Origin of the sequence: Herbaspirillum sp. 1173, from assembly GCF_031455335.1 — a bacterium.
Taxonomy (GTDB): domain Bacteria; phylum Pseudomonadota; class Gammaproteobacteria; order Burkholderiales; family Burkholderiaceae_D; genus Herbaspirillum; species Herbaspirillum huttiense.
The window spans coordinates 399,588-420,480 of the sequence record NZ_JAVDSP010000003.1 but is presented as its reverse complement, the minus strand read 5'-3'; the positions used below and the strand labels follow the sequence as shown (position 1 = coordinate 420,480).

Sequence of the window (20,893 nt, the reverse complement as noted above, 5' to 3'; positions counted from 1 at the left end):
TCCGGATAGAAATATAAATCTGGAGACTTTACGTGACAATCCGACCGGTTCCCCTCCCGTTCGCATGGTTCGCCGTTCTCGTCTTGGCCGTGGTGCTGCCCCTGATGCTGGGCGCGTGCAGCCGTTCGCCAAAGGAGCAACTGGCGTTCCAGCACGCGGAAGAGCAATACCAGATCAACCAGCGCAATGCCGAGCTCGCGCGCAGCCGGCCCGAGGGGGACGCCTCGCGGGACGATGAACGGAGCCGGGAGCGCGATTAACGCTCGCCTGCCGTCGCTTGCCGCATGGCTTGATCATCGCGGCACAGCGCCTCCAGCCGGTCCAGGTCCGCAGTGATCACCCATTGCCGCGCCAGCACAGCAAAACTTTCATACGCGGGATTCTGCTGCTGCAGCGTATCGCACCAATCCAGCAAGTCCGACACCGCGCCCATCGCGATGAGCGCCAGCGCCTGCTGCAGCTCTTCCGGCGGCGGATGCTGCAAGGGCAGGGGAGCGGCATCGTCACCGGCTGAGGCCGCCTCCGGATGCAAGCCCAGCAGGCGACCGATGGTCTCCTGCAGTTCCAGGAAATTGACCGGCTTGAGCAGGCAGGCATCGAAACGTTCACCCGGCTCATCGCCCGGCGCCGGCTGCAGCGTGGCTGACAGCAGCAGCACCGGCACTTGCGGCAGATGCCGGCGTACTGCTTGCAGCACGGCATCGCCATGCAGGCCCGGCAACTGGTAATCGGTCAGCACCAGCGCCAATGCGGGCGCATCCGGTGCGGCGATCCGGGCGATGGCGCTTTCCGCATCGGCCAGCAATTCCACCGCGAAGCCGACGCTGGCCAGCTGGTCGCCCAGCAATTGCGCGATGTCGGCATGATCTTCCACCACCAGCGCCAGGCGGCCCTGGCCATCGATGAGAAGGCGGCCATTGGCGTCTTCCGGCGCATCATGGCGGGCGATGTCGCGCTCGCTGGCGATGGCGGCCGGCAGGCGCAGCGTCATCGTGGTGCCTTCGCCGGGCCGGCTGGACAGCATCACCTGGCCGCCCATCTGCTGCATCCACTGGCGCACGATGGACAGCCCCATGCCGATACCCGGCTGCGAGCGGTCGGCGTTGGCCCGTTCGAAGGGTTCAAACACCCGGGTCTGGAAATGTGCAGGGATACCGCTGCCGGTATCGCGTACCTGCATCTCCATGACGCCCATCTCGAATTGCGCCGAGGCCGGGTGCCACAGGATCTGCAGCACGATGCGGCCGTCCCGGGTGTACTTGGCGGCGTTGTCCAGCAGGTTGCCGAGGATGCGCCGCAGTCGCCGGGCGTCGATGGCGAGCACGGGTGGCAGCGTCGGGTCCACCTGCAGATGAAAGGAATTGTGCTGGCGCTCGGCCAGCAGGGCCGCTTCCTGGCCGATCTCCTGCAGCAGGGCGTGGGCATAGACCGGGGCAGCGTGCGGCAGATCGGGGCGATCGCCGCGGGCATAGTCGATCAGGTCGTTGACCATGGCCAGCATGTGGCGGGCGCTGCGTACGATGATGCGGCCATGGCGCGCGCGCTCGCCGCCGCCGGTCTGCAGCATGTCGGCAAAGCCGAGGATGGAAGTCAGCGGTGTGCGCAGGTCGTGGCTGATGCGGGTGAGGAATCCGGTCTTGGCACGGTTGGCCTGGTCGGCCGCCGCCAGCGCTTCGCGCAGCTCGCGGGTGCGGGTCGCCACCGCCTGTTCCAGCTTGAGTTGCTCGCGCACGCGCAGATACAGCATGGCCCATTGCATCTGTTCATGCTGCCGATGCAGTTCCAGCGCGCGGCTGATGATCGCCACCGTGGCCAGGCACAGCAGTCCCATCTGGAACAGCGCCGCGAAATGCCAGTCCGCCAGCAGGCTGCGATCGACCAGGCCATTGAGTTCGAGCAGCTTGACCGACAGGCCCAGCCAGGCTACCGCAAAGGACAGCGTCAGCAAGCGGGCATGCGCCAGTCCGTGCCACCACGCGTGCAGCATCGACGCCAGCCAGATCACATAGGCGAGGGCACCGCTGGCATTGGCCAGCGGCGCGGTGACGCGATAATCGCCCAGCGCGGTCCAGGCGATGATCACCGACAGCAGCACGTACAGCGTGCGATAGACGATCTGCCAGCCGCGCAATCGCTCCATTCCGACCAGCACATCGCTCATGCGCACGTAGAGCAGGGTGGCCGCGCATCCCAGGGTGGCCGGGGCACGCACCTGCCATGCACCGCCCGCGGGAAACAGGTAGCGATAGAGATAACCCTGAAACGTCCAGATATAAGCCAGCGCGATGAGAATCCACGCAGCCATCAGCAGAAAGCCACGGTCGCGCCAGGCGATGCCCTGGATCAGCGCATAGCTCACCAGCAGCAGCGCACCCCCCAGCACGAAGGCCTGGATGGCCAGTTCGCGTCCTTCCTCTTGGCGATAGGCGGCCGGTTCCCACAGGGCGAGGTTGAGATCGATGGAGGATTCACCGGCGACCCGCAGCACCCACTGGCGCTGCTCTCCGGGGGCCAGTGTCAGTGCGAACAGCGGTGTGCGGCTGATGATCTCGCGTTGCGCGAGGGCGTGCAGCGTACCGGCGCTGCGTGGCGTGATCTCTGCCGTCGCGACCTCCGCAGGCGTGGCGGGCAGCCAGTACAGGCGCACATCCTGCAGCCGCGCCGAGGCCAGAGTCAGCCAGCGTGTGACAGGCTGGCTGCTGTCGTTGCGCACCGTGCCGCGCAGCCAGAAGGCAGCGCTGCTGTAGCCCTCCTGCAGCATGGGGACGGCGATGGCCTCCCAGTGCGTACTGCCGAGGGCCGCGGCCAGCATGGCGCGGCCTTCAGTGTCGCGCAGTATCTGCACTTGCGGCGTGATGACCACGCGCGAGTCGATCCTCGCCAGCTCGATGGACGGCAGCGCCGGCGTGGCCCGCACAGCTTGGGGCAGCAGGCTCCAGAGCAACAACGATGGCCACAGCAGCGCTTTACGCAGACGTGACATCGTCCTCTCGTCAGCGCCGGAACTGGCTGGGCGGCATGCCGAAGCGTTCGCGGAAGGCCGTGGAGAAATTGGCCGTGTTGCTGTAGCCCAGGGCCAGTGCGATGGCACCGATGTCGAGGGTACTTTCGGAGAGCAGGCGGCGCGCTTCCTTCATGCGCTCCTCGCGCAGGAAGTCGAAGACGGTGACGCCGGCGCAATGCTTGAAGGCGCTGGAGAGGCGGCGTGCATTGGTGCCGACCGCAGCGGCCAGGGCATTGAGTCCCAGCGGCTGGTCCAGCTTGTCCATCATGAGCCGGCGCGCGGCCTGGAACAAGACCATGTCGAACGTGCTGGAGCCGCCCTGCGTTGCGGAACCGGTGGGCGTCTGCGTGATCGGCGGCAGGTCCGCATGCAGGGTTGAACGCAGATGCACGCACAGGCGCAGCCGCACCTCCTCGAAATCGAAGGGCTTGGTGATGTAGTCCACCGCACCCACGCTCAGGCCATTGACCTTTTCCTCGGTGGACGCGGCGGCCGAGAGGAAGATCAGCGGAATGTTGCGCGTGCAGGAATTGGCCTTGAGCAGACGGGCGCTGGTGAGTCCGTCGTAGACCGGCATGCGGATGTCCATCAGGATCAGGTCCGGCCGCACGGTCTGCGCCTTGCGGTAGCCATCCTGTCCGTCGCGTGCCACGTAGAGCCGCGCGCCATGGCGCAGCAGGAAGTCCGACAGCAGCATGCGATCTTCCTCGGCGTCGTCGACGACCAGAATGCGCTGTCCTGACAAAGGCCCGGCATAGACCGGGTGGATTGATTTGTAGACCATGTTCGCCTCATCTTGAATGAGCGGGACGTTACCGCGAAAATTCGAAGACACGAAGCGAAAATGGCCGCCCTGAAAATATTTTTCCCGCGATCAAAACTCTGCGGTGGATGAGCAAAACATCGACGAGAAATTCATCGAAAAAGTTCTATATCGACGACAGGGAGGACACTGCGCCAGCCGTCCGGGAGCGAAGAAATGAGCGCCGCTGACGAGGCCCGCCTGGAAAAAATGAGAGCGCATGGCGACCTGCTGAGAAGCGCTTCCCGGATCGTTGAAGCGATGGATGTCGGCGCACCGAAATATTTTTCCTTGCGCCAGAAAGATGAGACCGGTTCGCAATACCTGCAGGTAAAAACGGAGGGTGTCTTGCGCTAAATTCTTTTCCCGTCATCGGGCTCGCCGACGTTGCAGCAGCACGCCCGGCGGCGAGGCGATGACACCACGAACCCGTGCCCGCAGCAGGTGCGCGGCGTGACGGGAAACGCAATGACATCAGGGGAAATCGCAATGGCCACTATTCTGTTGGTTGAAGACATTTTGAGACACGACCGCAACGCTTGCCTGGCCCGCTTCCTGGAAGACCAGGGGCACAAGGTCAGCCGGATGATGGCGGATGGTGAGGAATTGCTCGCGCCGCTGCAGGATGGCGACATCGCCATCATCCACGTAGGGCGGGCCAGCGCCGCCGGTTATGCGCTCACGCAGCGACTGCGCAGAAGCAACGCGCGCATGGGCATCCTGCTGCTGGCCTCCGAGCACGAGAGCGTGACGGTGCGCATCGCCGGCCTGGAACGCGGTGCCGACTTCTGTGAACCACTGCCGCAGCGGCTGGAACTGCTCAACGCCTATATCGAGACCATGTTGCGCCGGGTGGTGCCGCAGGCGTGGCAGCTGGATGTCGCTGCACGCACGCTGCGCGCGCCGCATCACGATGCGGTGGAAATCAATTCGCGCGAAGTGGCGCTGTTGAAGGCACTGGCCAGCAGCACGCGCCATGCCGCTGACCGCTGCGCCATTGCCCATGCCTTCGGGGTAGAGTGGGTCAGCTTCGACGAGCGGGTGCTGGAGAAGACCGTCAGCCGCCTGCGCCGCAAGTGGCGCGACAGCACCATGTACGATTTGCCGCTGCGCACCTTGCACGGCGTGGGCTACTGTTTTACGGAAGCGATCCAGGCCTGCTAGGGCTGCCGGTGCCGGATATCAGACCTGGCGCGCCTGCTGCTGGTTGCCGGCCACCACGAACTTGCCCGCGCCCAGGTGATGCAGGGTGTGGAGGTCGGCATTGTCCGCCGTGAAGTTCCAGTGGCCGTTCTCGAAGATGCGGGCATCGGCGGCGGCACTGACGACTTCCGCGAACAGGGTGTCGTAGGCATCCTCGGTCTGGCCCTGCGGCAGCCAGCGGCATTCCAGCCAGGCGGCGCAGCCTTGTTCGAGGACCGGCACGCCCAGCACCGGGCCGCTGGTGGCCGCGATCCGGTGACGTGCGAACTTGTCTTCGTCGCGGCCACTGGTGCTGCCGACCGCGTAGCTCAGATCCATCTGTGCCGCACCGGGGATGATCAGGCCGAAGCTGCCCGATTGCCTGATCAATTCACGCGTGAAGGTGCTCTTGTCGATCACCACGGCGATGCGCGGCGGCGTGAATTCCACCGGCATCGACCAGGCCGCTGCCATGATGTTGCGGCGACCCTCATGGGCGCTGGTGATGAGCACGGTCGGGCCGTGGTTGATGAGGCGACTGGCGTGTTCCAGTGCGACGGGGCGGAAGTGGCTGGCTTGTGACATGGACTCCTCGTGCGACAGGAAAATTGGCAAACGCCAAGGATGACACAGAACGCACAGCCTCGCCGGATGCGCGGCAGCAAGCGAGCGCCCAAGAAAAACGGGAGCCTGAGCTCCCGTTTCGTGCGGCATGCCTTGCAGCGGACTGCCTTACTTGCCCCAGCTCAGAACCATCGGATCCAGGCGGCGCGCCACGCGCAGCAGGCCTTCGCGCACCTTGGGGTGCATCGGGGCTTGCGGATGGCGCAGCATGTCGGACTTGATCACGCCGCCTTCGAGCATCAGCGCCTTGCAAGCGGCCAGGCCGCACTGACGGTTCTCGTAGTTGATCAGCGGCAGCCACTGCATGTACAGCTCGGCGGCCTTCTCGGTATCGCCCGCGAAATACGCATCGACGATCTTGCGGATACCGTCCGGATAGCCGCCACCGGTCATGGCACCGGTCGCACCGCCATCCAGGTCGGGGATCAGGGTGATGGCTTCTTCGCCATCCCACGGGCCGACCACGGCGTCGCCGCCCAGCTCGATCAGTTCGCGCAGCTTGGACGCGGCACCGGCGGTCTCGATCTTGAAGTAGGAGACATTGGCGATCTCCTTGGCCATGCGCGCCAGGAAGGGGGCCGACAGCGGCGTGCCGGCGACCGGCGCATCCTGGATCATGATGGGGATGTCGATGGCGTCGGAGACGCGGCCATAGAACTCGTAAATCTGTTTTTCCGAGACACGGAAGGTGGCACCGTGATACGGCGGCATCACCATCACCATGGCGGCACCGGCATCCTGCGCGGCACGGCTGCGCTCGGCGCAGATCTGGCTGCCGAAGTGGGTGGTGGTGACGATCACGGGGATGCGGCCGGCCACGTGCTTCAGGACCGTGTCCTGCACCAGCACGCGCTCTTCGTCGGAGAGTACGAATTGCTCGGAGAAGTTGGCCAGGATGCAGATGCCGTTGGAGCCGGCATCGATCATGAAGTCGATGGCGCGCTTCTGGCCTTCCAGATCGAGCTTGCCGTTTTCGTCAAAGATGGTCGGGGCGACCGGGAATACGCCGCGGTAAATGGGGGTGCTCATGGAGTCTCCGTCGTGGTTGTCATGGGCCATCACAGCGATGGCGGTGTGCAATGGCGCTGAATATACGTGGGGCCCGATGGACTGTATAGTGAAGACTTTCCATCATGTGATCGCTTTTTGGAATCACCCATGAAACCCGCGCCCAGCCAGCAAAGCCTCAACAGTCTCCTGTCCCGCCTGCGCATGAAGCAGCTGCAGTTGCTCATCGCCCTGGACGACCATCAATCCCTGCACAAGGCTTCCAATGCGCTGGCCATGACGCAGTCGGCCGCCAGCAAGTCGCTGGCCGAGCTGGAAGCGATACTGGATGCGCAGTTGTTCGAGCGCACGAGATCCGGCCTGATCCCCAACCAGTTCGGCCACTGCGTGATCCGCTACGCGCGCCTGATGGCCACCGATCTCGGATCGCTCTGCGAGGAAATGGCGCAGATCCGCTCCGGACGCGGCGGACGGCTGGCCATCGGGGCGGTCATGGGGGCCTTGCCGGAACTGGTGGTGCCGGCGGTGGATGCCTTGCAGCGGGGTCATCCGGAGCTGTCCATCGATATCGTCGAAGAGACCAGCGTGCAGTTGCTGAGCCGGCTGGACGAAGGCCATCTGGATTTGCTGGTGGCGCGCGCGAGCGTCTCGGACAACCCGGGCAAGTATCACTATCAGCCCTTGTCGGAAGAGCCGCTGTCGGTGGTGGTCTCGGGCGAGCACCCGCGCCCGCGCGGCAGGCAGATGAGCCTGGCGGCGCTGGCCGGCTATCGCTGGGTCACCTATCCCAGCCACATGCCGCTGCATGCGGTACTGGAGCGCGAAATGGACCTGGCCGGGGTGAGCATGCCGGGCAATGCGATCTCCACCGCCTCCACCTTCGTGACGGTGGCCTTGCTGCAGCAGGGGACCGACATGGTCTCGATCCTGCCGACGGCAGTGGCCGAGATGTTCGTCAAGCGCGGCATGCTGCGCATCCTGCCGGTGAAGCTGCGGTCGATGTCGCAGACCATCGGCATCGTCACGCGCAAGGGCGGGCAGTTGTCCTCGGCAGGGGAAGCCTTCGTGGGTTTGCTGCGCCAAGAGGCCGGGGCCGCCTGAGCCCGTCCGCCGGCCCGGCCATGGTGCCTGGCGCCGGGCTGGTCTTCGCTTCCCCCCTCTTTTTCCTCCCCCCCACTTCAATGCGCAAAGCTTCACTTGCGTTGCCCAGGCAGCAGCAGGGAGGACGCGTTCGCCCTTGCCTGATGCCCCTGGCCGAATCCTGCCCGGCCGGAAACCGCCGAGTGACGGTGGTTACAGGGCGAAATGAAAGGATATTCACCTCATCCATGCAAAAAATTTGGGCAGGCCAATCTGGTGTAATGGTATAGTGATTATACCAGTTGGCGCTGTCCGGATTTTCGCTTGGGTTGCCTGCTGGCAAAGACGAAGCAGCACAAAGAAATAATAAAGAAACAACCAAGGCAGCCAGGCGACCGCGAGGCGCACAGCCCCCGCGTTTCCTGGCCAACCCCGCAGAGGTTGTCGTTGAACAGGCACAGCCTCTCAACCCGACAGGAGACAAGACAATAATGGAGACGCCCCAAAGCGCCGTCGAAAGATCGGCCATCCGCAAGGTCGCAATGCGGCTCGTGCCCTTCGTGGGCCTGATGTTTTTCATCAACTTCCTGGATCGCACGGCGATCTCGTTCGCCGGCCCCAATGGCATGAGCCGTGACCTGGCCCTGACCGCCGCCCAGTTCGGGTTTGCAGCCGGGGTCTTCTTCATCGGCTACGTGCTGCTGGAAATCCCCAGCAACCTGGCCCTGCACAAGTACGGCGCGCGCCGCTGGCTGGCCCGCATCATGGTCACCTGGGGCATCGTGGCGCTGCTCTTCACCTGGGTCAGCAGCGTGGAGGGGCTGTATGTGCTGCGCTTCCTGCTGGGCGTGGCCGAGGCCGGATTCTTCCCCGGTGCCATCCTCTACCTGAGCCTGTGGGTCCCTGCGCGGCACCGCAGCCATATCCTGGCGCTCTTTTACCTGGCCCAGCCGCTGACCATCGTCATCGGTGCGCCGGTGGCAGCCCTGCTGATCGAGGCGCACGGCCTGTTCGGGCTGGAAGGCTGGCGCGTGATGTTTGCCGGGGTGGCGCTGCCGGCCATCGTGGTGGGCGTGATCGCCTGGTTCTACCTGGCCGACCGGCCGGCCGACGCCAAATGGCTGGACCCGGCCGAGCGCAAATGGCTGACCGCCGCGCTGCAGGCCGAACAGAGCAGCAAGCGTGTCGAGCATGTGGCCCATGCCGGTGCCGCGCTGAAGAACCCGCGCGTGTGGCTGCTGGCGCTGGTGTATTTCGGGCTGATCTATGGCCTCTATGCGCTGGCCTTCTTCCTGCCGACCATCATCGGCGGCTTCGAAGCGCAGTTCGGCAGCAAATTCAATGTCTTCCAGAAAGGCCTGATTACGGCCATTCCCTACCTGCCGGCCGCCTTCGCGCTGTTCCTGTGGAGCCGTGACGCCACCCGGCGCGGCGTGCGCAGCTGGCACGTCGGACTGCCCGCCCTGCTGGGGGCCATCAGTATCCCGGCGGCGCTCTACATGCAAAGCCCGGCCACCACGGTGTTGGCCATCACCGTGACAGCCTGCGCCATCTTCTCGGCCTTGCCGGCCTTCTGGTCGATTCCGGCGCGCTTCCTCTCGGGGGCGGCCGCAGCAGCGGGCATTGCGCTGATCAATACGGTGGGCAACGCAGCCGGTTTCATGGCGCCCTTCATCACCGGCGCCATCAAGGATGCCACCGGCAACTACCAGGCACCGATGTTCGTGGTGGGCGCGCTCATGGCGGTGTCGGCCCTGGTGATCTTCGCCATCGGCGCCGGCGCCCGGCAAGAGGCCAGCGAGTTGCAAGGACGCGTGATCGCCGAGTGAGGTCGGCGCACGCAAAGAATCGGCCCGTTCAATGCACGAACGGGCCGCCAACGATCACAGGAGAACTGAAATGAAGGAAAAAATTGCACTCTTCGGCGCAGGCGGCAAGATGGGTGTGCGCCTGGCGAAGAACCTGAAGAAATCCGACTACCGCGTGGCTCACGTGGAAGTGAGTGCAGCCGGCCAGCAGCGCCTTCGCGACGAAGTCGGTGTCGAGTGCGTCAGCATCGATGCCGCGCTCGACAATGTGGACGTGGTCATCCTGGCCGTGCCCGATACCTTGATCGGCAGGATCGCCGCCGAGATCTCGCCCAAGCTGCGCGCCGGCGTGATGGTGATGACCCTGGACGCCGCCGCGCCCTTCGCCGGCCACCTGCCGGACCGGCCGGACCTGGTCTACTTCGTGGCGCACCCCTGCCATCCGCCCATCTTCAACGATGAAACCACGGCCGAAGGACGGCGCGATTTCTTCGGTGGCGGCGCGGCCCGGCAATCGATCACCAGCGCCCTGATGCAGGGACCGGAGTCGGCCTTCGATCTCGGGGAAGACGTGGCCAAGGTGATCTACCAGCCCATCCTGCGCAGCTATCGCCTGACCGTGGAACAGATGGCCATCCTCGAGCCGGGGCTGTCGGAAACGGTCTGTGCCACGTTGCTCTACGCGATGAAGCAGGCCATGGACGAGACCGTGCGCCGGGGCGTACCGGAAGAGGCCGCGCGCGACTTCCTGCTGGGCCACATGAATATCCTGGGCGCGGTGATCTTCAAGGAAATCCCGGGCGCGTTTTCGGATGCCTGCAACAAGGCCATCCAGAACGGCTTGCCGCGCCTCTTGCGCGATGACTGGCTCAAGGTTTTCGAGCACGACGAGATCGCCGAGAGCATCCGCCGCATCACCTGACCAGGAGCGCGCATGGAACGCATCTACGCCAGCTACTGGCTGGAAACCGGCGACGATCCGGCCCGCGCGGCCGAGGTCATCGCGGGCGAACAATCCAGCGGCACCTTCGTGGCCCTGGCCACCGAAACGCCCGCCCTGAAGGAGCGCTCCGGCGCGCGGGTGGAACAGCTGGAGATCCTTGGCCACAGCACCACGCCCAGCCTGCCCGGCGGCATGCCCGCCGCGCGCTATACGCAGTGCCGGCTGGAACTGTCCTGGCCGCTGGAAAACACTGGCGCCTCGCTGCCCAACCTGATGTCCACGGTGGCCGGCAACCTGTTCGAACTGCGCCAGGTCTCGGGCTTGCGCCTGACCGGGCTGCGCTTGCCGCGCGCTTTCGTGGAGGCCTATCCCGGCCCCGCCTTCGGCATCGCCGGGACGCGCAAGCTGACCGGCGTGACCCACGGTCCGCTGATCGGCACCATCATCAAGCCCAGCATCGGCTTGTCGGTCGAGGAGACAGTCGAGCAGGTGCGCGCACTGGTGGCCGGTGGCATCGACTTCATCAAGGATGATGAATTGCAGGCCGATGGGGGCCGCTGTCCCTTCGATGAGCGGGTGCGCGCGGTGATGCGGGTGGTCAATGAGCACGCCGAGCGCACCGGCAAGAAGGTGATGGTGGCCTTCAACCTGACCGGCGACCTCGATCAGATGCGCCGCCGCCACGACCTGGTGCTGGCCGAAGGCGGTACCTGCGTGATGGCGGTGCTGAACTCCATCGGCCTGGTCGGCTTGCAGGAATTGCGCCGCCATGCGCAGTTGCCGATCCATGCGCACCGCGCCGGCTGGGGCTATCTCACGCGCAGCCCGCAACTGGGCTGGGACTACGCACCGTGGCAGCAGCTGTGGCGACTTGCCGGGGCCGACCACATGCACGTCAATGGCTTGCGCAACAAGTTCAGCGAACCGGACGACAGCGTCGTTGCCGCTGCGCGCTCGGTACTGCAGCCGGTGGTGCCGGGGGTGGAGATGGTCAGTACCATGCCGGTGTTCAGCTCGGGCCAGACCGGCCTGCAGGCGGCCGATACCTATGCGGCCATCGGCTGCGCCGACCTGATCCATACCGCCGGTGGCGGCATCTTCGGCCATCCGCAAGGCGTGGCCGCTGGTGTGCAGGCGCTGCGCGAGGCCTGGGTGGCGGCCGTCGAAGGCGTGCCGCTGCGGCAGCATGCGGGCAAGCATCCGGCCTTGCAGGCGGCGCTGGAGTTCTGGAAATGAGCCTGCTGCCCGATCACGACGGCCTGCCGCCGGGTTTGCTGCTGGCGTATTACGGCGATGACTTCACCGGGTCCACCGATGCCATGGAGGTGATGAGCGCGGCCGGCCTGTCCACGGTACTGTTTTTGCGGACGCCCGATGCGTCGCTGCTGGCGCGCTTTCCCGAGGCGCGCTGCATCGGCATCGCGGGGGCCTCGCGCGGACGTTCGCCGCAATGGATGGACGAACACCTGCCCGCTCCCTTTGCCGCGCTGGCCTCGCTGCGTGCGCCGCTGATGCAGTACAAGGTGTGCTCGACCTTTGATTCCTCGCCGGCCATCGGCTCCATCGGCCGCGCCATCGATCTGGGCGTGCGCCACATGGCGGGCGATTTCTCCCCCATGATCGTGGGGGCGCCACGGCTGAAGCGCTATCAAGTCTTCGGCAACCTGTTTGCGGCCGTTGACGGTGAGGGCCATCGGCTCGATCGCCACCCCACCATGGCCCGTCATCCCGTCACGCCCATGGACGAGTCCGATTTGCGCCGCCATCTGCGGCACCAGACGGCTCGCCGCATCGAACTGGTGGACATGCTGCAGTTGCGCGAGGGTGGCCAGGCCGCGCATGCGCGCCTGCCTTCCTTGCGTGGCAAGGATGTGCCGGTGGTGATGATCGATGTCCTCGATGAGGAGACCCTGCGCGAAGCCGGGCGGCTGGTCTGGGAAGAGCGCGGGGCGGGCGTCTTCACGGCCTCATCGTCCGGATTGCAATACGCGCTCACCGCCTACTGGCGTGCGCGTGGCTGGATCTCCCCTCAGGCCGGACTGCCGCAGGCGGGCCCGGTGCCGGTGATCGCAGCGGTCAGCGGCAGCTGCTCGCCGGTCACTGCAGGGCAGATCGGCTGGGCGCGCGAACACGGGTTCGCGTGCCTGCGCATGGACCTGCCGGCGGTCTTGTCCGAGGCCACGCGTGAGGCGGAACTGGCACGGCTGGTCGCGGCCGCCGTGGCGGCGCTGCGGGAACGGCGCAGTCCCCTGGTGTTTTCGGCGGAAGGGCCGGACGATCCCTGCGTGAGCGGCTTTGACGGGATTGCGGCGGCTGCCGGGCTGACGCGACCGGAGGCAGCGCAAAAGGTAGGCATGGCACTGGCGGCCACCATGCGCCGCCTGCTCGAAGCGAGCCCCCTGCAACGCATCGCCATTGCCGGCGGCGACAGCTCGGGCGAGGTAGCCAGTGCGCTCGATATTGCCGCGCTGTCGGTCTGTGCCGGACTGGCACCGGGGGCACCCTTGTGCCGGGCATGGTCGGATCATCCGGGACGCGACGGACTGGAGCTGGTACTCAAGGGGGGGCAGGTCGGCGCACGCAGCTTCTTCGGCGACGTGCTGGAGGGCCGGCGCAGCTGAAAGAAGAGGTTGGTTGGACGGCCGCAATCACAGTGCTGGCGCGGGATTGTGGTAGAGTGCGCGTCCAACGAAACCTACAATTGAGACAGTGCAGCCATGCCGGAACCGATACAGCGACGCAAGTTATACCAGGAAGTCCTGGAGCGCCTGATGGCGCGCATTCATCAAGGGGAATTCCCGGCGGGTTCCCAGCTGCCTTCCGAACGCGACCTGATGGACCAGTACGGCGTGGGCCGTCCGGCCGTGCGCGAAGCGCTGCAGGCCATGGAGCGTTCCGGCTTCGTGGAAATTGCCCATGGTGAACGGGCGCGCGTGGTTGATCCCACGGCCGACCGCCTGATCGCCCAGATCGCGGCCGGTGCCCAGCATCTCTTGCGCACCAAGCCGGACATGCTCAGGCATATGAAGGAAGCGCGCGTTTTCCTGGAAACCAGCACCGCCCGCATGGCCGCCGAACGCGCCACCGAGGAGCAGGTCGCGCGCCTGCGCGAGGCCATCGCCGCACACCGCGCCTCGATGGTCAACCTGGAGGAATTCATCGAACGCGACATGGCTTTCCATCGCGAGATCGCCGACATCAGCGGCAACCCCATCTTCCCCTCGGTGGTGGAGTCGATGTTCCGTTGGGCCAGCGAGTTCTACACCACCCTGGTGCGCGCCCCCGGCGCGGAGGAACTGACCCTGGCCGAGCACCAGCGCATCGTCGACGCCATTGCCGCGCATGACGGCGATGCCGCCGCCGACGCCATGCGCGCGCACCTGATGCGGGCCAATGATCTGTACCGGGAGCTGGGCCAGCAGTAATGGGGAAGCGGCCCTAACGCAGCATGCCGTGCCAGGTCGGCTGTTTTTCTTCGTGATAATAAGGGCGGGTCAGCGGTGCCGACATCACCGCCGCATCGGCCAGCACCGTGACCGTGAACAGGGCGGGCGGGCCGTCATAGCGGCGGCAGGCCTGGGCTGAATTGCGGTTGTTGTGCATGTCCACCACCAGCAGGCGCTTCTCCTCTTCGCTCATGCCCGGCGTGGGCGGCGGGGCCATGCGCTTGGGCGGGATCACCAGGGCATCGCCCGGTTCCACCCACAGGTCGGCCAGGCTGATTTCATTGACGTAAGGACGCCAGCGCGCCACCGTGATCACCAGCGGTTCGGGTCCGCGCGAAAAGAAGATGTGCGCGAAATCGTGATACTCCAGGTCGGTGGCATTCCAGGTCAGCAGCTCGCGGCTGCGGCCATCGCCCAGGTAGGGCGATTCATAGCCGGCCCACTTGCCATAGGTGTAGTCGGCCATCACCAAGTTGTCGAAGGGAAAGTGCAGGCACTGGCCGTCGCGCAACAGGGTCGCGCCGAAAGCCTGGGCGTTCTCCGGGGTGGCTGGCAGGGGCTCATAGCGCACCTCGGGAACACGGAAATCGAATTCGGTAATCTCGTAAGAGGGCCAGTCCTTGGGTGTGACGGTGCGCTGCCAATGGGCGATGTCGCGGTAGGTCGCACCGCGTTCAAGGGCCGGCGCTTCCGGTGCCAGCGTGATGAGCTCGCCCACGGCGGTCTCGCTCTGGCTGCCCACGCCCCTTTGGTTGAGCATGTACGGATATCGTACGGGGTCGAGCAAGGGCGTTGATGGCCCATCCTTGATGAAGAGTACGGGATCGAAATCACTCTGGTCTGGCGGCATGGCTTCCCCTGGTGTTGGTACGTTGGCGCGTTGGCTTGTGGCGATGGCCGTGCGGCCTCCCCCGAGGCGGCGCGGCGAGCGCGATCTTCGCACATTTCCGGCCGTGCCGGCAGTCCCGCGCTTCAGCGTACGGGCAAGCGCCGGATACGATAGACGCAGCGCCGGCCGCCTGCGGGCAGGTGTTCTTCCCGGGTGATGGCGAACTCCTCGCCCAGCACCTCGCCAAAGAGCTGCAGCTCCGAGCGGCAAAATCCCTGGCAAGTGCTGGCGGCGGCGCAGATGGGACAGTGGTCCTCGATCAGCAACCAATCCCTTCCTTGCTTTTCCACCCGTGCCATGTAGCCCTCGGCGGTGCGCAGCTCGGCCAGCCGCTGCAGGCGCTTGCCGGGTGCCGTGATCCCGTCGCACTGCAGCAGGTAGTCCGCACGCATGTCCTGCTCGCGCTGGTCGATCAGCTTGTGCAGGCCTGGTTCGCCAAAGAGCTGGCGGATCGAACCGATCAGTTGCACCGTCAGCTGGGCATGCGTGTCCGGGAAGCGGCGATGGCCGGCACCGGTCAACTCCCAGTCCTGGCGCGGCCTTCCGGCCCGCACGGTAGTCTGTGCCTGGCGCGGGCAGATCAGGCCTTCTGCCGCCAGTTTCTGCAATTGCTGGCGCGCTGCCTCGGGCGTGATCTGCAGTTCGCCTGCCAGTTCGGCGGTGGCCGCCGGTCCGCGTGTCTTCAGGCGCAGCAGGAGTCGTTCGGCCGTGCTGGGGCCGGTGTCGGCAGCAGAGCTTTCATCGCGCATGATATTTTCCAAGTGTTTACTTGTTTAATTAAAAAATTGCTCTTACCATTTGCGGTAATTAAGCAAGAATTGACTTGCATAATATCCCGGTGTCCCATCCTTGTCGATGCGGTCCCGGGCCACGCATCGTGTCCGCTGCATTGAGAAAGGCCTGTTGCCATGACCCGTTCTTCCACCTCATCCCTTTCCCCAGGCGCCGCAACGGCTGCGGCCGGCTGGGGTGAACTGCTGGGCCCGCACCGCTGGCGCGCCGTCGCGCTGACCGGCGGGGTCGCCCTGTATGCGATCAACGTGCACATCGTCACCACCATCCTGCCCTCCGTGGTGCGGGATATCGGCGGCCTGGCGTATTACGCCTGGAACGTGACGCTCTTCGTGGCCGCCTCCATCGCCGGTTCCGCCTTGACCGGCAAGCTCATGGGGGCGCTGGGCGCGCGCGCCACCTACCTGATGGCACTGGCGCTGTTCGGCAGCGGCGCCTTGCTGTGCGGCAGCGCAGGCAGCATGGGATGGATGCTGGCGGGGCGGGCGGTGCAGGGCGTCGGCGGCGGTCTGCTGGCGGCGCTGGCGTATGCCCTGATCCCGCTGGTGTTCGAGCCGCGCATGTGGCCGCGTGCCATCGCGCTGGTGTCCGGCATGTGGGGTGTCTCGACCTTGCTGGGGCCCGCCGTCGGTGGCCTGTTTGCCGCCAGCGGCCATTGGCGCGTGGCGTTCTTTGCCTTGTTGCCCTTGCTTGCCGCACAGGCCTGGCTGGTGTGGCGACAATTGGGGCCGGCGACGGTGCGCAGCGCGAGCGGCCCGGCGCAGGCCGTGCCGCTGGGACGCATCGCCTTGCTGGCGTCATCGGTAGTGCTGGTAGCGCTGGCCGCACAGGCCGATGATGACTGGCTGGCCGCGGCCTGCGTGCTGGCGGGAGTGTTGCTGGCTGTGTGGATGGCGCGTATCGACCTGCGCCATCGCGCGAACCTGTTGCCGCACGCGGCTTATCGGCCGCGCACGGTGATGGGCGGGGTGATGGCCTGCATCGCCTTGCTGGTCATGGGCAGTTGCGTGGAAATCTTCCTGCCGTATTTCCTGCAGGGCTTGCACGGCTACGACCCGCTGGGCGCCGGCTATGCGACGGCGGCCATGGCAGCGGGCTGGAGCCTGGGTTCGCTGGGCGGTTCGGGTCTGAGCGGACGGGCGGCCTTGCGCATGATCCGGCTCGGTCCCTGCATGATGACGCTGGGCATGGCGCTGCTGGCGTTCTTGATGCCGGCGCAATGGCTGCCCGCTGGCGCGCTGGCCGATGGCCTGATCGTGCTGGCGCTGGGGGCGACGGGCCTGGGCATCGGCATGGGCTGGCCGCATCTGGTGGCCCGTGCGCTGCATGCGGCGCAGCCCGGCGAAGAGAACCTGACCTCGTCGGCCATCACGACGGTGCAATTGTTTGCCATGGCGCTGGGGGCGGCACTGGCGGGACTGGTGGCCAATCAGGCCGGGCTGGGAGCGGGCGGGGCAGAGGCCACTGCGCGCGCAGCCTGGGTATTGCTGGCGCTGTTCACGCTGGCACCGGCACTGGCGATCCTGGTCGCGCGCAGTGTGGTGCGGGACCGGTGAGGGTGGCATGAAGGCTTCAACACCGTTGACGGAAATCGACTACCACCTGCTGGTGGCCGAGTTCGACATGCTGTGGTCGCGGCCGCCCGAGGCGGCCCGGCGGGCGCGGATGGATCAGATGATGCGCTTGATCTCGGCGTTCGAAGAAAGCCGGCGAATGGCCTCCTCGGCCTGCGACAGCGCCGCTTCGGGCAAGCGCAGGTGAAGATGGGCCAGGGTGTCGTGGCGGCTGTCCAGCAATTCGTATTTCTGCTGGGCCAGCCAGTGGCGCAGCTGCGGTTCGGCGGAATAGACCACGCCGATCTCGATCTCGGCCTGTGCTACGCGTTCGGTGCGCTCGGTACTCTTGAGCGCAGTCGCAATCGCCTCGGTATAGGCGCGCACCAGGCCGCCTGCACCGAGTTTGACGCCACCGTAGTAACGCACCACCATGGCCAGCACGCCATCGAGTTCATGATGGCGCAGCACTTCCAGCATCGGGCGTCCCGCAGTCCCTGAAGGTTCGCCGTCGTCGGACATGCCGGACTGGCCACCGGCCATCAGTGCCCAGCAGACGTGGGTGGCGCTGCGATGGGCATCGCGCATTCGGGCGATTTCCTGCATGGCGGCTTCGCGGCCGGGCACCGGCGTGACGATGCCGATGAAGCGGCTCTTGCGGATCTCCAGTTCGATCTCGGCGCGCCGGGCGATGGTGAAGGTGGCCATGAGAGACGGCGTTTCAGTCCTGCTGGGGAGCGGCACCCTTGAGCAGGGCCAGCTCGGCGCGCAGGCCCTGGTTCTCTTCCGACAGGCGGCTCACGCGCGACTGCAGGGTAGCGATTTCGCGGCGCAGGGTGGCGGTGAGTTCATTTTCCTGGCCGTCCACCAGCGGGATGGCGTTTTCCGTGATCGCCTCATCGGGCTTGGGTGCGCGCGGGGTGCGGGTGGCGGCTTTCTGTTCGCGCACCTTCTTGGCGGCTTCGCGCAATTCCTTCTTGCCCCCGGCCACGGCGCTGACCTGCGCCTCGCTGGGCAGGGTTGCCACGGCGGCGGCGGCATTGATGGAGATGGCACCATTGCGCACTGCTTCCACCAGCTCGGGCGCGGCCGTCTTGCGGATGCGGTCGATCTGGCCGATGGTGGCGCTGCTGATGCCGGCGGCGCGGGCGATGTCTTCGCGGGTCTTGATGCGGCCGGTGTTGTCGTCGGCGTGCCAGGGATCGTCACTGGCCGCAGGCGCATCGCTGGCGGCAGCGCCTTCGTTCTCTTCAGTGCTGGTGTTTTTCGCTGGCGTGGCCTCGGCCTTGGTGCGGGCGGCGATGATGTCGCGCTTGCGCAGGGCCAGCATGCCGCGCTGGAAGTCCGAGACGCTGCGGCGGCCGAGCTGGTTGTCGATCATCCAGAGCAGCACATCTTCCAGCGAGCCGAAGCTGTCGTTCTGGATCGTCTTGAAAGGCAGATCGTACTTGCTGCAGATTTCGTAACGGTTGTGACCATCGATGAGCACGTCGCCCCACAGCACCAGCGCATCGCGGCAGCCTTCGGCCAGCAGGCTGCGTTCCAGCGCCGCGTACTCGTTGGGGGTGAGGGGATCGATGTACTGCTTCAGTTCTTCGTTGATGACGATATTCATGTGCCTATGCTGCCTGTGATGCCTGGATGGGCCGGACCGGATCGAAAAGCCAGGGGCCGCATTCTACACCACCGCCTCCCGTGCTCTCCGGACGGGCAGGGCGCTTGCAGTACAATGTCGGGCTTCGTCACTGCTTTCCCTCGCGTCATGCGCCTCTCCTCTCGCTTGATGGCTGCGGCCATCGCTTCGGTATTTCTTCTCTCTGCCTGCGGTACCTCGTCGCTCTTGCCGGGCGGCGCTGGCAACAAGCCCGTGGAGGCCAGCGGATCCACGCCGGCCGGCACCGCGGTTGCGCCCAGCGCCACGGCGGCACCGACGCCACGCCGCATCAAGATCGGCCTGGCATTGGGCGGCGGCGCAGCGCGCGGCTTTGCCCACATCGGCGTGATCAAGGCACTGGAAGCCCAGGGCATCACCGTCGATGTGGTGGCCGGCACCAGCGCCGGCAGCCTGGTCGGGGCGCTCTATGCGGCGGGCAATGATGGCTTCGCCCTGCAGAAGCTGGCGCTGGCCATGGATGAGGCGGCCATCTCGGACTGGTCGGTGCCGCTGTTCTCCAAGGTCAGCGGCGTGCTCAAGGGCGAGGGCGTGCAGAACTACGTCAACAAGGCCGTGCACAACGTCCCCATCGAGAAATTCAAGATCCCCTTCGGCGCGGTCGCCACCGACCTGCGCACCGGCCAGCCCATCCTGTTCCAGCGCGGCAATGCCGGCACCGCGGTGCGGGCTTCGTCAGCGGTGCCGGGGGTGTTCCAGTCGGTCAGGATCGGCGACCACACCTATGTGGATGGCGGGCTGGTGTCGCCGGTGCCGGTGCGCTTTGCGCGGCAGATGGGGGCGGACTTCGTGATCGCGGTCAACATCTCGGCCAATCCGGAGGCGCAGGCGGCCTCCAGCAGCTCCATCGACGTGCTGCTGCAGACCTTCGCCATCATGGGCCAGACCATCAACCAGTATGAGTTGAAGAACGCCGACATCGTCCTGCAGCCGGGCCTGGGTGCGATGAAGGGCAGCGACTTCGCCAGCCGCAACGTGGCCATTCTGGCTGGCGAGCAGGCTGCCACCGCTGCCATGCCGGAAATCAAGCGCAAGCTCAAGCTCATGGCGACTGGCGGGAATTGACGGCTTGGCCGTTTTTGGCCGTACTATGAACGAAAAAAAAGGCCGCTGTTTCCAGCGGCCTTTTGCCATGCGGTCTGCACCGCGATGGTGATCATTTCTGCTCTTCTTCACCTGCGATGATGCGGCGTGCACCATTGAAGCGCTTCTTCCAGTAGGACTCGTCCATGCTCTCGATACGCACCTGGCCGCCGGCCGAAGGGGAGTGGATGAACTTGCCGTCGCCCAGGTAGATGCCGACGTGCGAGAACCCGCGGCGCAAGGTGTTGTAGAACACCAGGTCGCCGGGCTGCAGGTTGTCGCTGCCGATCTTCTCGCCCACGCGGCTGATTTCCAGCGAGGTGCGCGGCAGGTCGGTGCCCCATGCTTCCTTGAAGACGTAACGCACCAGTCCGCTGCAATCCAGGCCGGTATCGGGCGAATTGCCGCCGTAGCGGTAATTGATGCCCAGCATGGCCAGGGCCTGGGTCGCCAGTTCGGAGGCGCGGTTGGTGATGTCTTGCAGGCGGGCGATCGCGAGATTGGTCTTGCTGATCAGCAGCTGGGCTTGCGGGGAGGTGGCTTGGGGAGGGGGAAGATCCTGCGCTGCCAGGGAAAGGTCAGCGGAATAGGCCGATGCACTGATCCAAAGGCCGGCTGCGAGCGCGCACGCACGAGCGGTTTGTCGTCGGATTCGGTCAGATCGGCGTAGGGTCATCGGGATCCTCTCAAAATAGGATTGCGGGACTGTAAGGTAAATCTTACGGCTTGTCAAAAGCTGGATTCGTGCCAGCTTGTCAAACTGAAATCATTTATGGGGCAAAAGCGGGGTATTTGGCGGCTTCTCCCAGTAAGTGTTTTTCCTACATGGGGTAGGAAAATATTTCGGCTAAATGATTTACGTTTTTGCAGAAAGTTTCCTTGATGCATGAGAAAAGCGATCGAGAGGGCCGCGTTGATGCAAAAATCTTCATCTATTGGTGAAAGATGAGTTGGCCGGGCGGGATGTCAAAAAAGACTTTCTGGCCGTACAATCAGCGTTCAATTTT

At 65.4% G+C, this 20,893-nt stretch carries 20 protein-coding genes; 11 read left to right on the top strand and 9 right to left on the bottom strand.

The window, feature by feature from the left end; genetic code table 11:
• Positions 1-32 precede the first annotated feature (32 nt).
• On the top strand, positions 33-260 hold the full coding sequence (locus tag J2X56_RS13740; protein ID WP_121038161.1) for a hypothetical protein: 228 nt from the start codon (positions 33-35) through the stop codon (positions 258-260).
• Here J2X56_RS13740 and J2X56_RS13735 read toward each other — a convergent pair.
• Both J2X56_RS13735 and J2X56_RS13730 read right to left on the bottom strand, forming a co-directional pair.
• The gene (locus J2X56_RS13735) at positions 257-2,983 is read right to left on the bottom strand and encodes a hybrid sensor histidine kinase/response regulator (protein ID WP_134134721.1); all 2,727 of its coding nucleotides are present in this window, start codon (positions 2,981-2,983) and stop codon (positions 257-259) included. The two genes, J2X56_RS13740 and J2X56_RS13735, sit on opposite strands and share 4 nt — an antisense overlap.
• Before the next feature lie 10 nt (positions 2,984-2,993).
• A complete protein-coding gene (locus tag J2X56_RS13730) occupies positions 2,994-3,788 on the bottom strand; it encodes a DNA-binding response regulator (RefSeq protein WP_039788738.1) in 795 nt (264 codons plus the stop codon).
• Positions 3,789-3,983: 195 nt separating this feature from the next.
• Here J2X56_RS13730 and J2X56_RS13725 point away from each other — a divergent pair, with 195 nt between their 5' ends.
• Positions 3,984-4,163 (top strand): hypothetical protein, encoded by a 180-nt coding sequence (locus J2X56_RS13725; RefSeq protein ID WP_134134722.1) that lies wholly within the window; start codon positions 3,984-3,986, stop codon positions 4,161-4,163.
• Between the two features lie 132 nt (positions 4,164-4,295).
• Positions 4,296-4,970 carry a response regulator transcription factor gene (locus J2X56_RS13720; protein ID WP_121038170.1) on the top strand — a complete coding sequence of 225 codons (675 nt, stop codon included), beginning with the start codon at positions 4,296-4,298 and terminating at the stop codon, positions 4,968-4,970.
• An 18-nt stretch (positions 4,971-4,988) separates the two neighbouring features.
• Here the strand turns inward: J2X56_RS13720 and J2X56_RS13715 are convergent, their stop codons facing one another.
• Both J2X56_RS13715 and J2X56_RS13710 read right to left on the bottom strand, forming a co-directional pair.
• A complete protein-coding gene (locus J2X56_RS13715; RefSeq protein ID WP_134134723.1) occupies positions 4,989-5,573 on the bottom strand; it encodes a flavin reductase family protein in 585 nt (194 codons plus the stop codon).
• Between the two features lie 147 nt (positions 5,574-5,720).
• Positions 5,721-6,641, bottom strand: a complete 921-nt coding sequence (locus J2X56_RS13710; protein WP_039789746.1) for a dihydrodipicolinate synthase family protein — start codon at positions 6,639-6,641, stop codon at positions 5,721-5,723.
• Positions 6,642-6,770: 129 nt separating this feature from the next.
• On the opposite strand from J2X56_RS13710, the gene J2X56_RS13705 reads away from it, so the two are divergent.
• The 6 genes from J2X56_RS13705 to J2X56_RS13680 all read left to right on the top strand — a co-directional run bounded on the left by J2X56_RS13705 (position 6,771) and on the right by J2X56_RS13680 (position 13,876).
• On the top strand, positions 6,771-7,721 hold the full coding sequence (locus tag J2X56_RS13705) for a LysR family transcriptional regulator (protein ID WP_121038176.1): 951 nt from the start codon (positions 6,771-6,773) through the stop codon (positions 7,719-7,721).
• Positions 7,722-8,191: 470 nt separating this feature from the next.
• A complete protein-coding gene (locus J2X56_RS13700; RefSeq protein ID WP_121038178.1) occupies positions 8,192-9,529 on the top strand; it encodes an MFS transporter in 1,338 nt (445 codons plus the stop codon).
• Between the two features lie 70 nt (positions 9,530-9,599).
• Complete coding sequence (locus tag J2X56_RS13695) at positions 9,600-10,430, top strand: phosphogluconate dehydrogenase C-terminal domain-containing protein (protein ID WP_034340448.1); 831 nt, start codon at positions 9,600-9,602, stop codon at positions 10,428-10,430.
• A gap of 12 nt (positions 10,431-10,442) precedes the next feature.
• Positions 10,443-11,687, top strand: coding sequence for a ribulose-bisphosphate carboxylase large subunit family protein (locus tag J2X56_RS13690; RefSeq protein WP_121038184.1), 1,245 nt, complete (start codon positions 10,443-10,445; stop codon positions 11,685-11,687).
• Positions 11,684-13,072, top strand: coding sequence for a 3-oxo-isoapionate kinase OiaK (gene oiaK, locus J2X56_RS13685; RefSeq protein WP_209568609.1), 1,389 nt, complete (start codon positions 11,684-11,686; stop codon positions 13,070-13,072). Before J2X56_RS13690 ends, oiaK begins: the two co-directional genes overlap by 4 nt.
• 96 nt (positions 13,073-13,168) lie before the next feature.
• Positions 13,169-13,876, top strand: coding sequence for a transcriptional regulator NanR (locus J2X56_RS13680; protein WP_121038190.1), 708 nt, complete (start codon positions 13,169-13,171; stop codon positions 13,874-13,876).
• Positions 13,877-13,889: 13 nt separating this feature from the next.
• Here the strand turns inward: J2X56_RS13680 and J2X56_RS13675 are convergent, their stop codons facing one another.
• Both J2X56_RS13675 and J2X56_RS13670 read right to left on the bottom strand, forming a co-directional pair.
• Positions 13,890-14,657, bottom strand: coding sequence for a hypothetical protein (locus J2X56_RS13675; RefSeq protein ID WP_252696927.1), 768 nt, complete (start codon positions 14,655-14,657; stop codon positions 13,890-13,892).
• 212 nt (positions 14,658-14,869) lie between these two features.
• A complete protein-coding gene (locus tag J2X56_RS13670) occupies positions 14,870-15,535 on the bottom strand; it encodes a metalloregulator ArsR/SmtB family transcription factor (RefSeq protein ID WP_134134731.1) in 666 nt (221 codons plus the stop codon).
• A 159-nt stretch (positions 15,536-15,694) separates the two neighbouring features.
• Here J2X56_RS13670 and J2X56_RS13665 point away from each other — a divergent pair, with 159 nt between their 5' ends.
• Positions 15,695-17,134: an MFS transporter gene (locus J2X56_RS13665; RefSeq protein WP_310160616.1), complete on the top strand. Its 1,440-nt coding sequence runs from the start codon at positions 15,695-15,697 to the stop codon at positions 17,132-17,134.
• Between the two features lie 114 nt (positions 17,135-17,248).
• Here J2X56_RS13665 and J2X56_RS13660 read toward each other — a convergent pair whose 3' ends face one another.
• Both J2X56_RS13660 and J2X56_RS13655 read right to left on the bottom strand, forming a co-directional pair.
• Complete coding sequence (locus tag J2X56_RS13660) at positions 17,249-17,839, bottom strand: YigZ family protein (RefSeq protein WP_034338619.1); 591 nt, start codon at positions 17,837-17,839, stop codon at positions 17,249-17,251.
• Positions 17,840-17,852: 13 nt separating this feature from the next.
• On the bottom strand, positions 17,853-18,746 hold the full coding sequence (locus tag J2X56_RS13655) for a hypothetical protein (RefSeq protein ID WP_121038205.1): 894 nt from the start codon (positions 18,744-18,746) through the stop codon (positions 17,853-17,855).
• Between the two features lie 147 nt (positions 18,747-18,893).
• On the opposite strand from J2X56_RS13655, the gene J2X56_RS13650 reads away from it, so the two are divergent.
• Positions 18,894-19,868, top strand: a complete 975-nt coding sequence (locus J2X56_RS13650; protein ID WP_121040296.1) for a patatin-like phospholipase family protein — start codon at positions 18,894-18,896, stop codon at positions 19,866-19,868.
• A 91-nt stretch (positions 19,869-19,959) separates the two neighbouring features.
• On the opposite strand, the gene J2X56_RS13645 is transcribed toward J2X56_RS13650, so the two are convergent.
• The gene (locus tag J2X56_RS13645; protein WP_039788715.1) at positions 19,960-20,562 is read right to left on the bottom strand and encodes a C40 family peptidase; all 603 of its coding nucleotides are present in this window, start codon (positions 20,560-20,562) and stop codon (positions 19,960-19,962) included.
• Between the last annotated feature and the right edge of the window lie 331 nt (positions 20,563-20,893).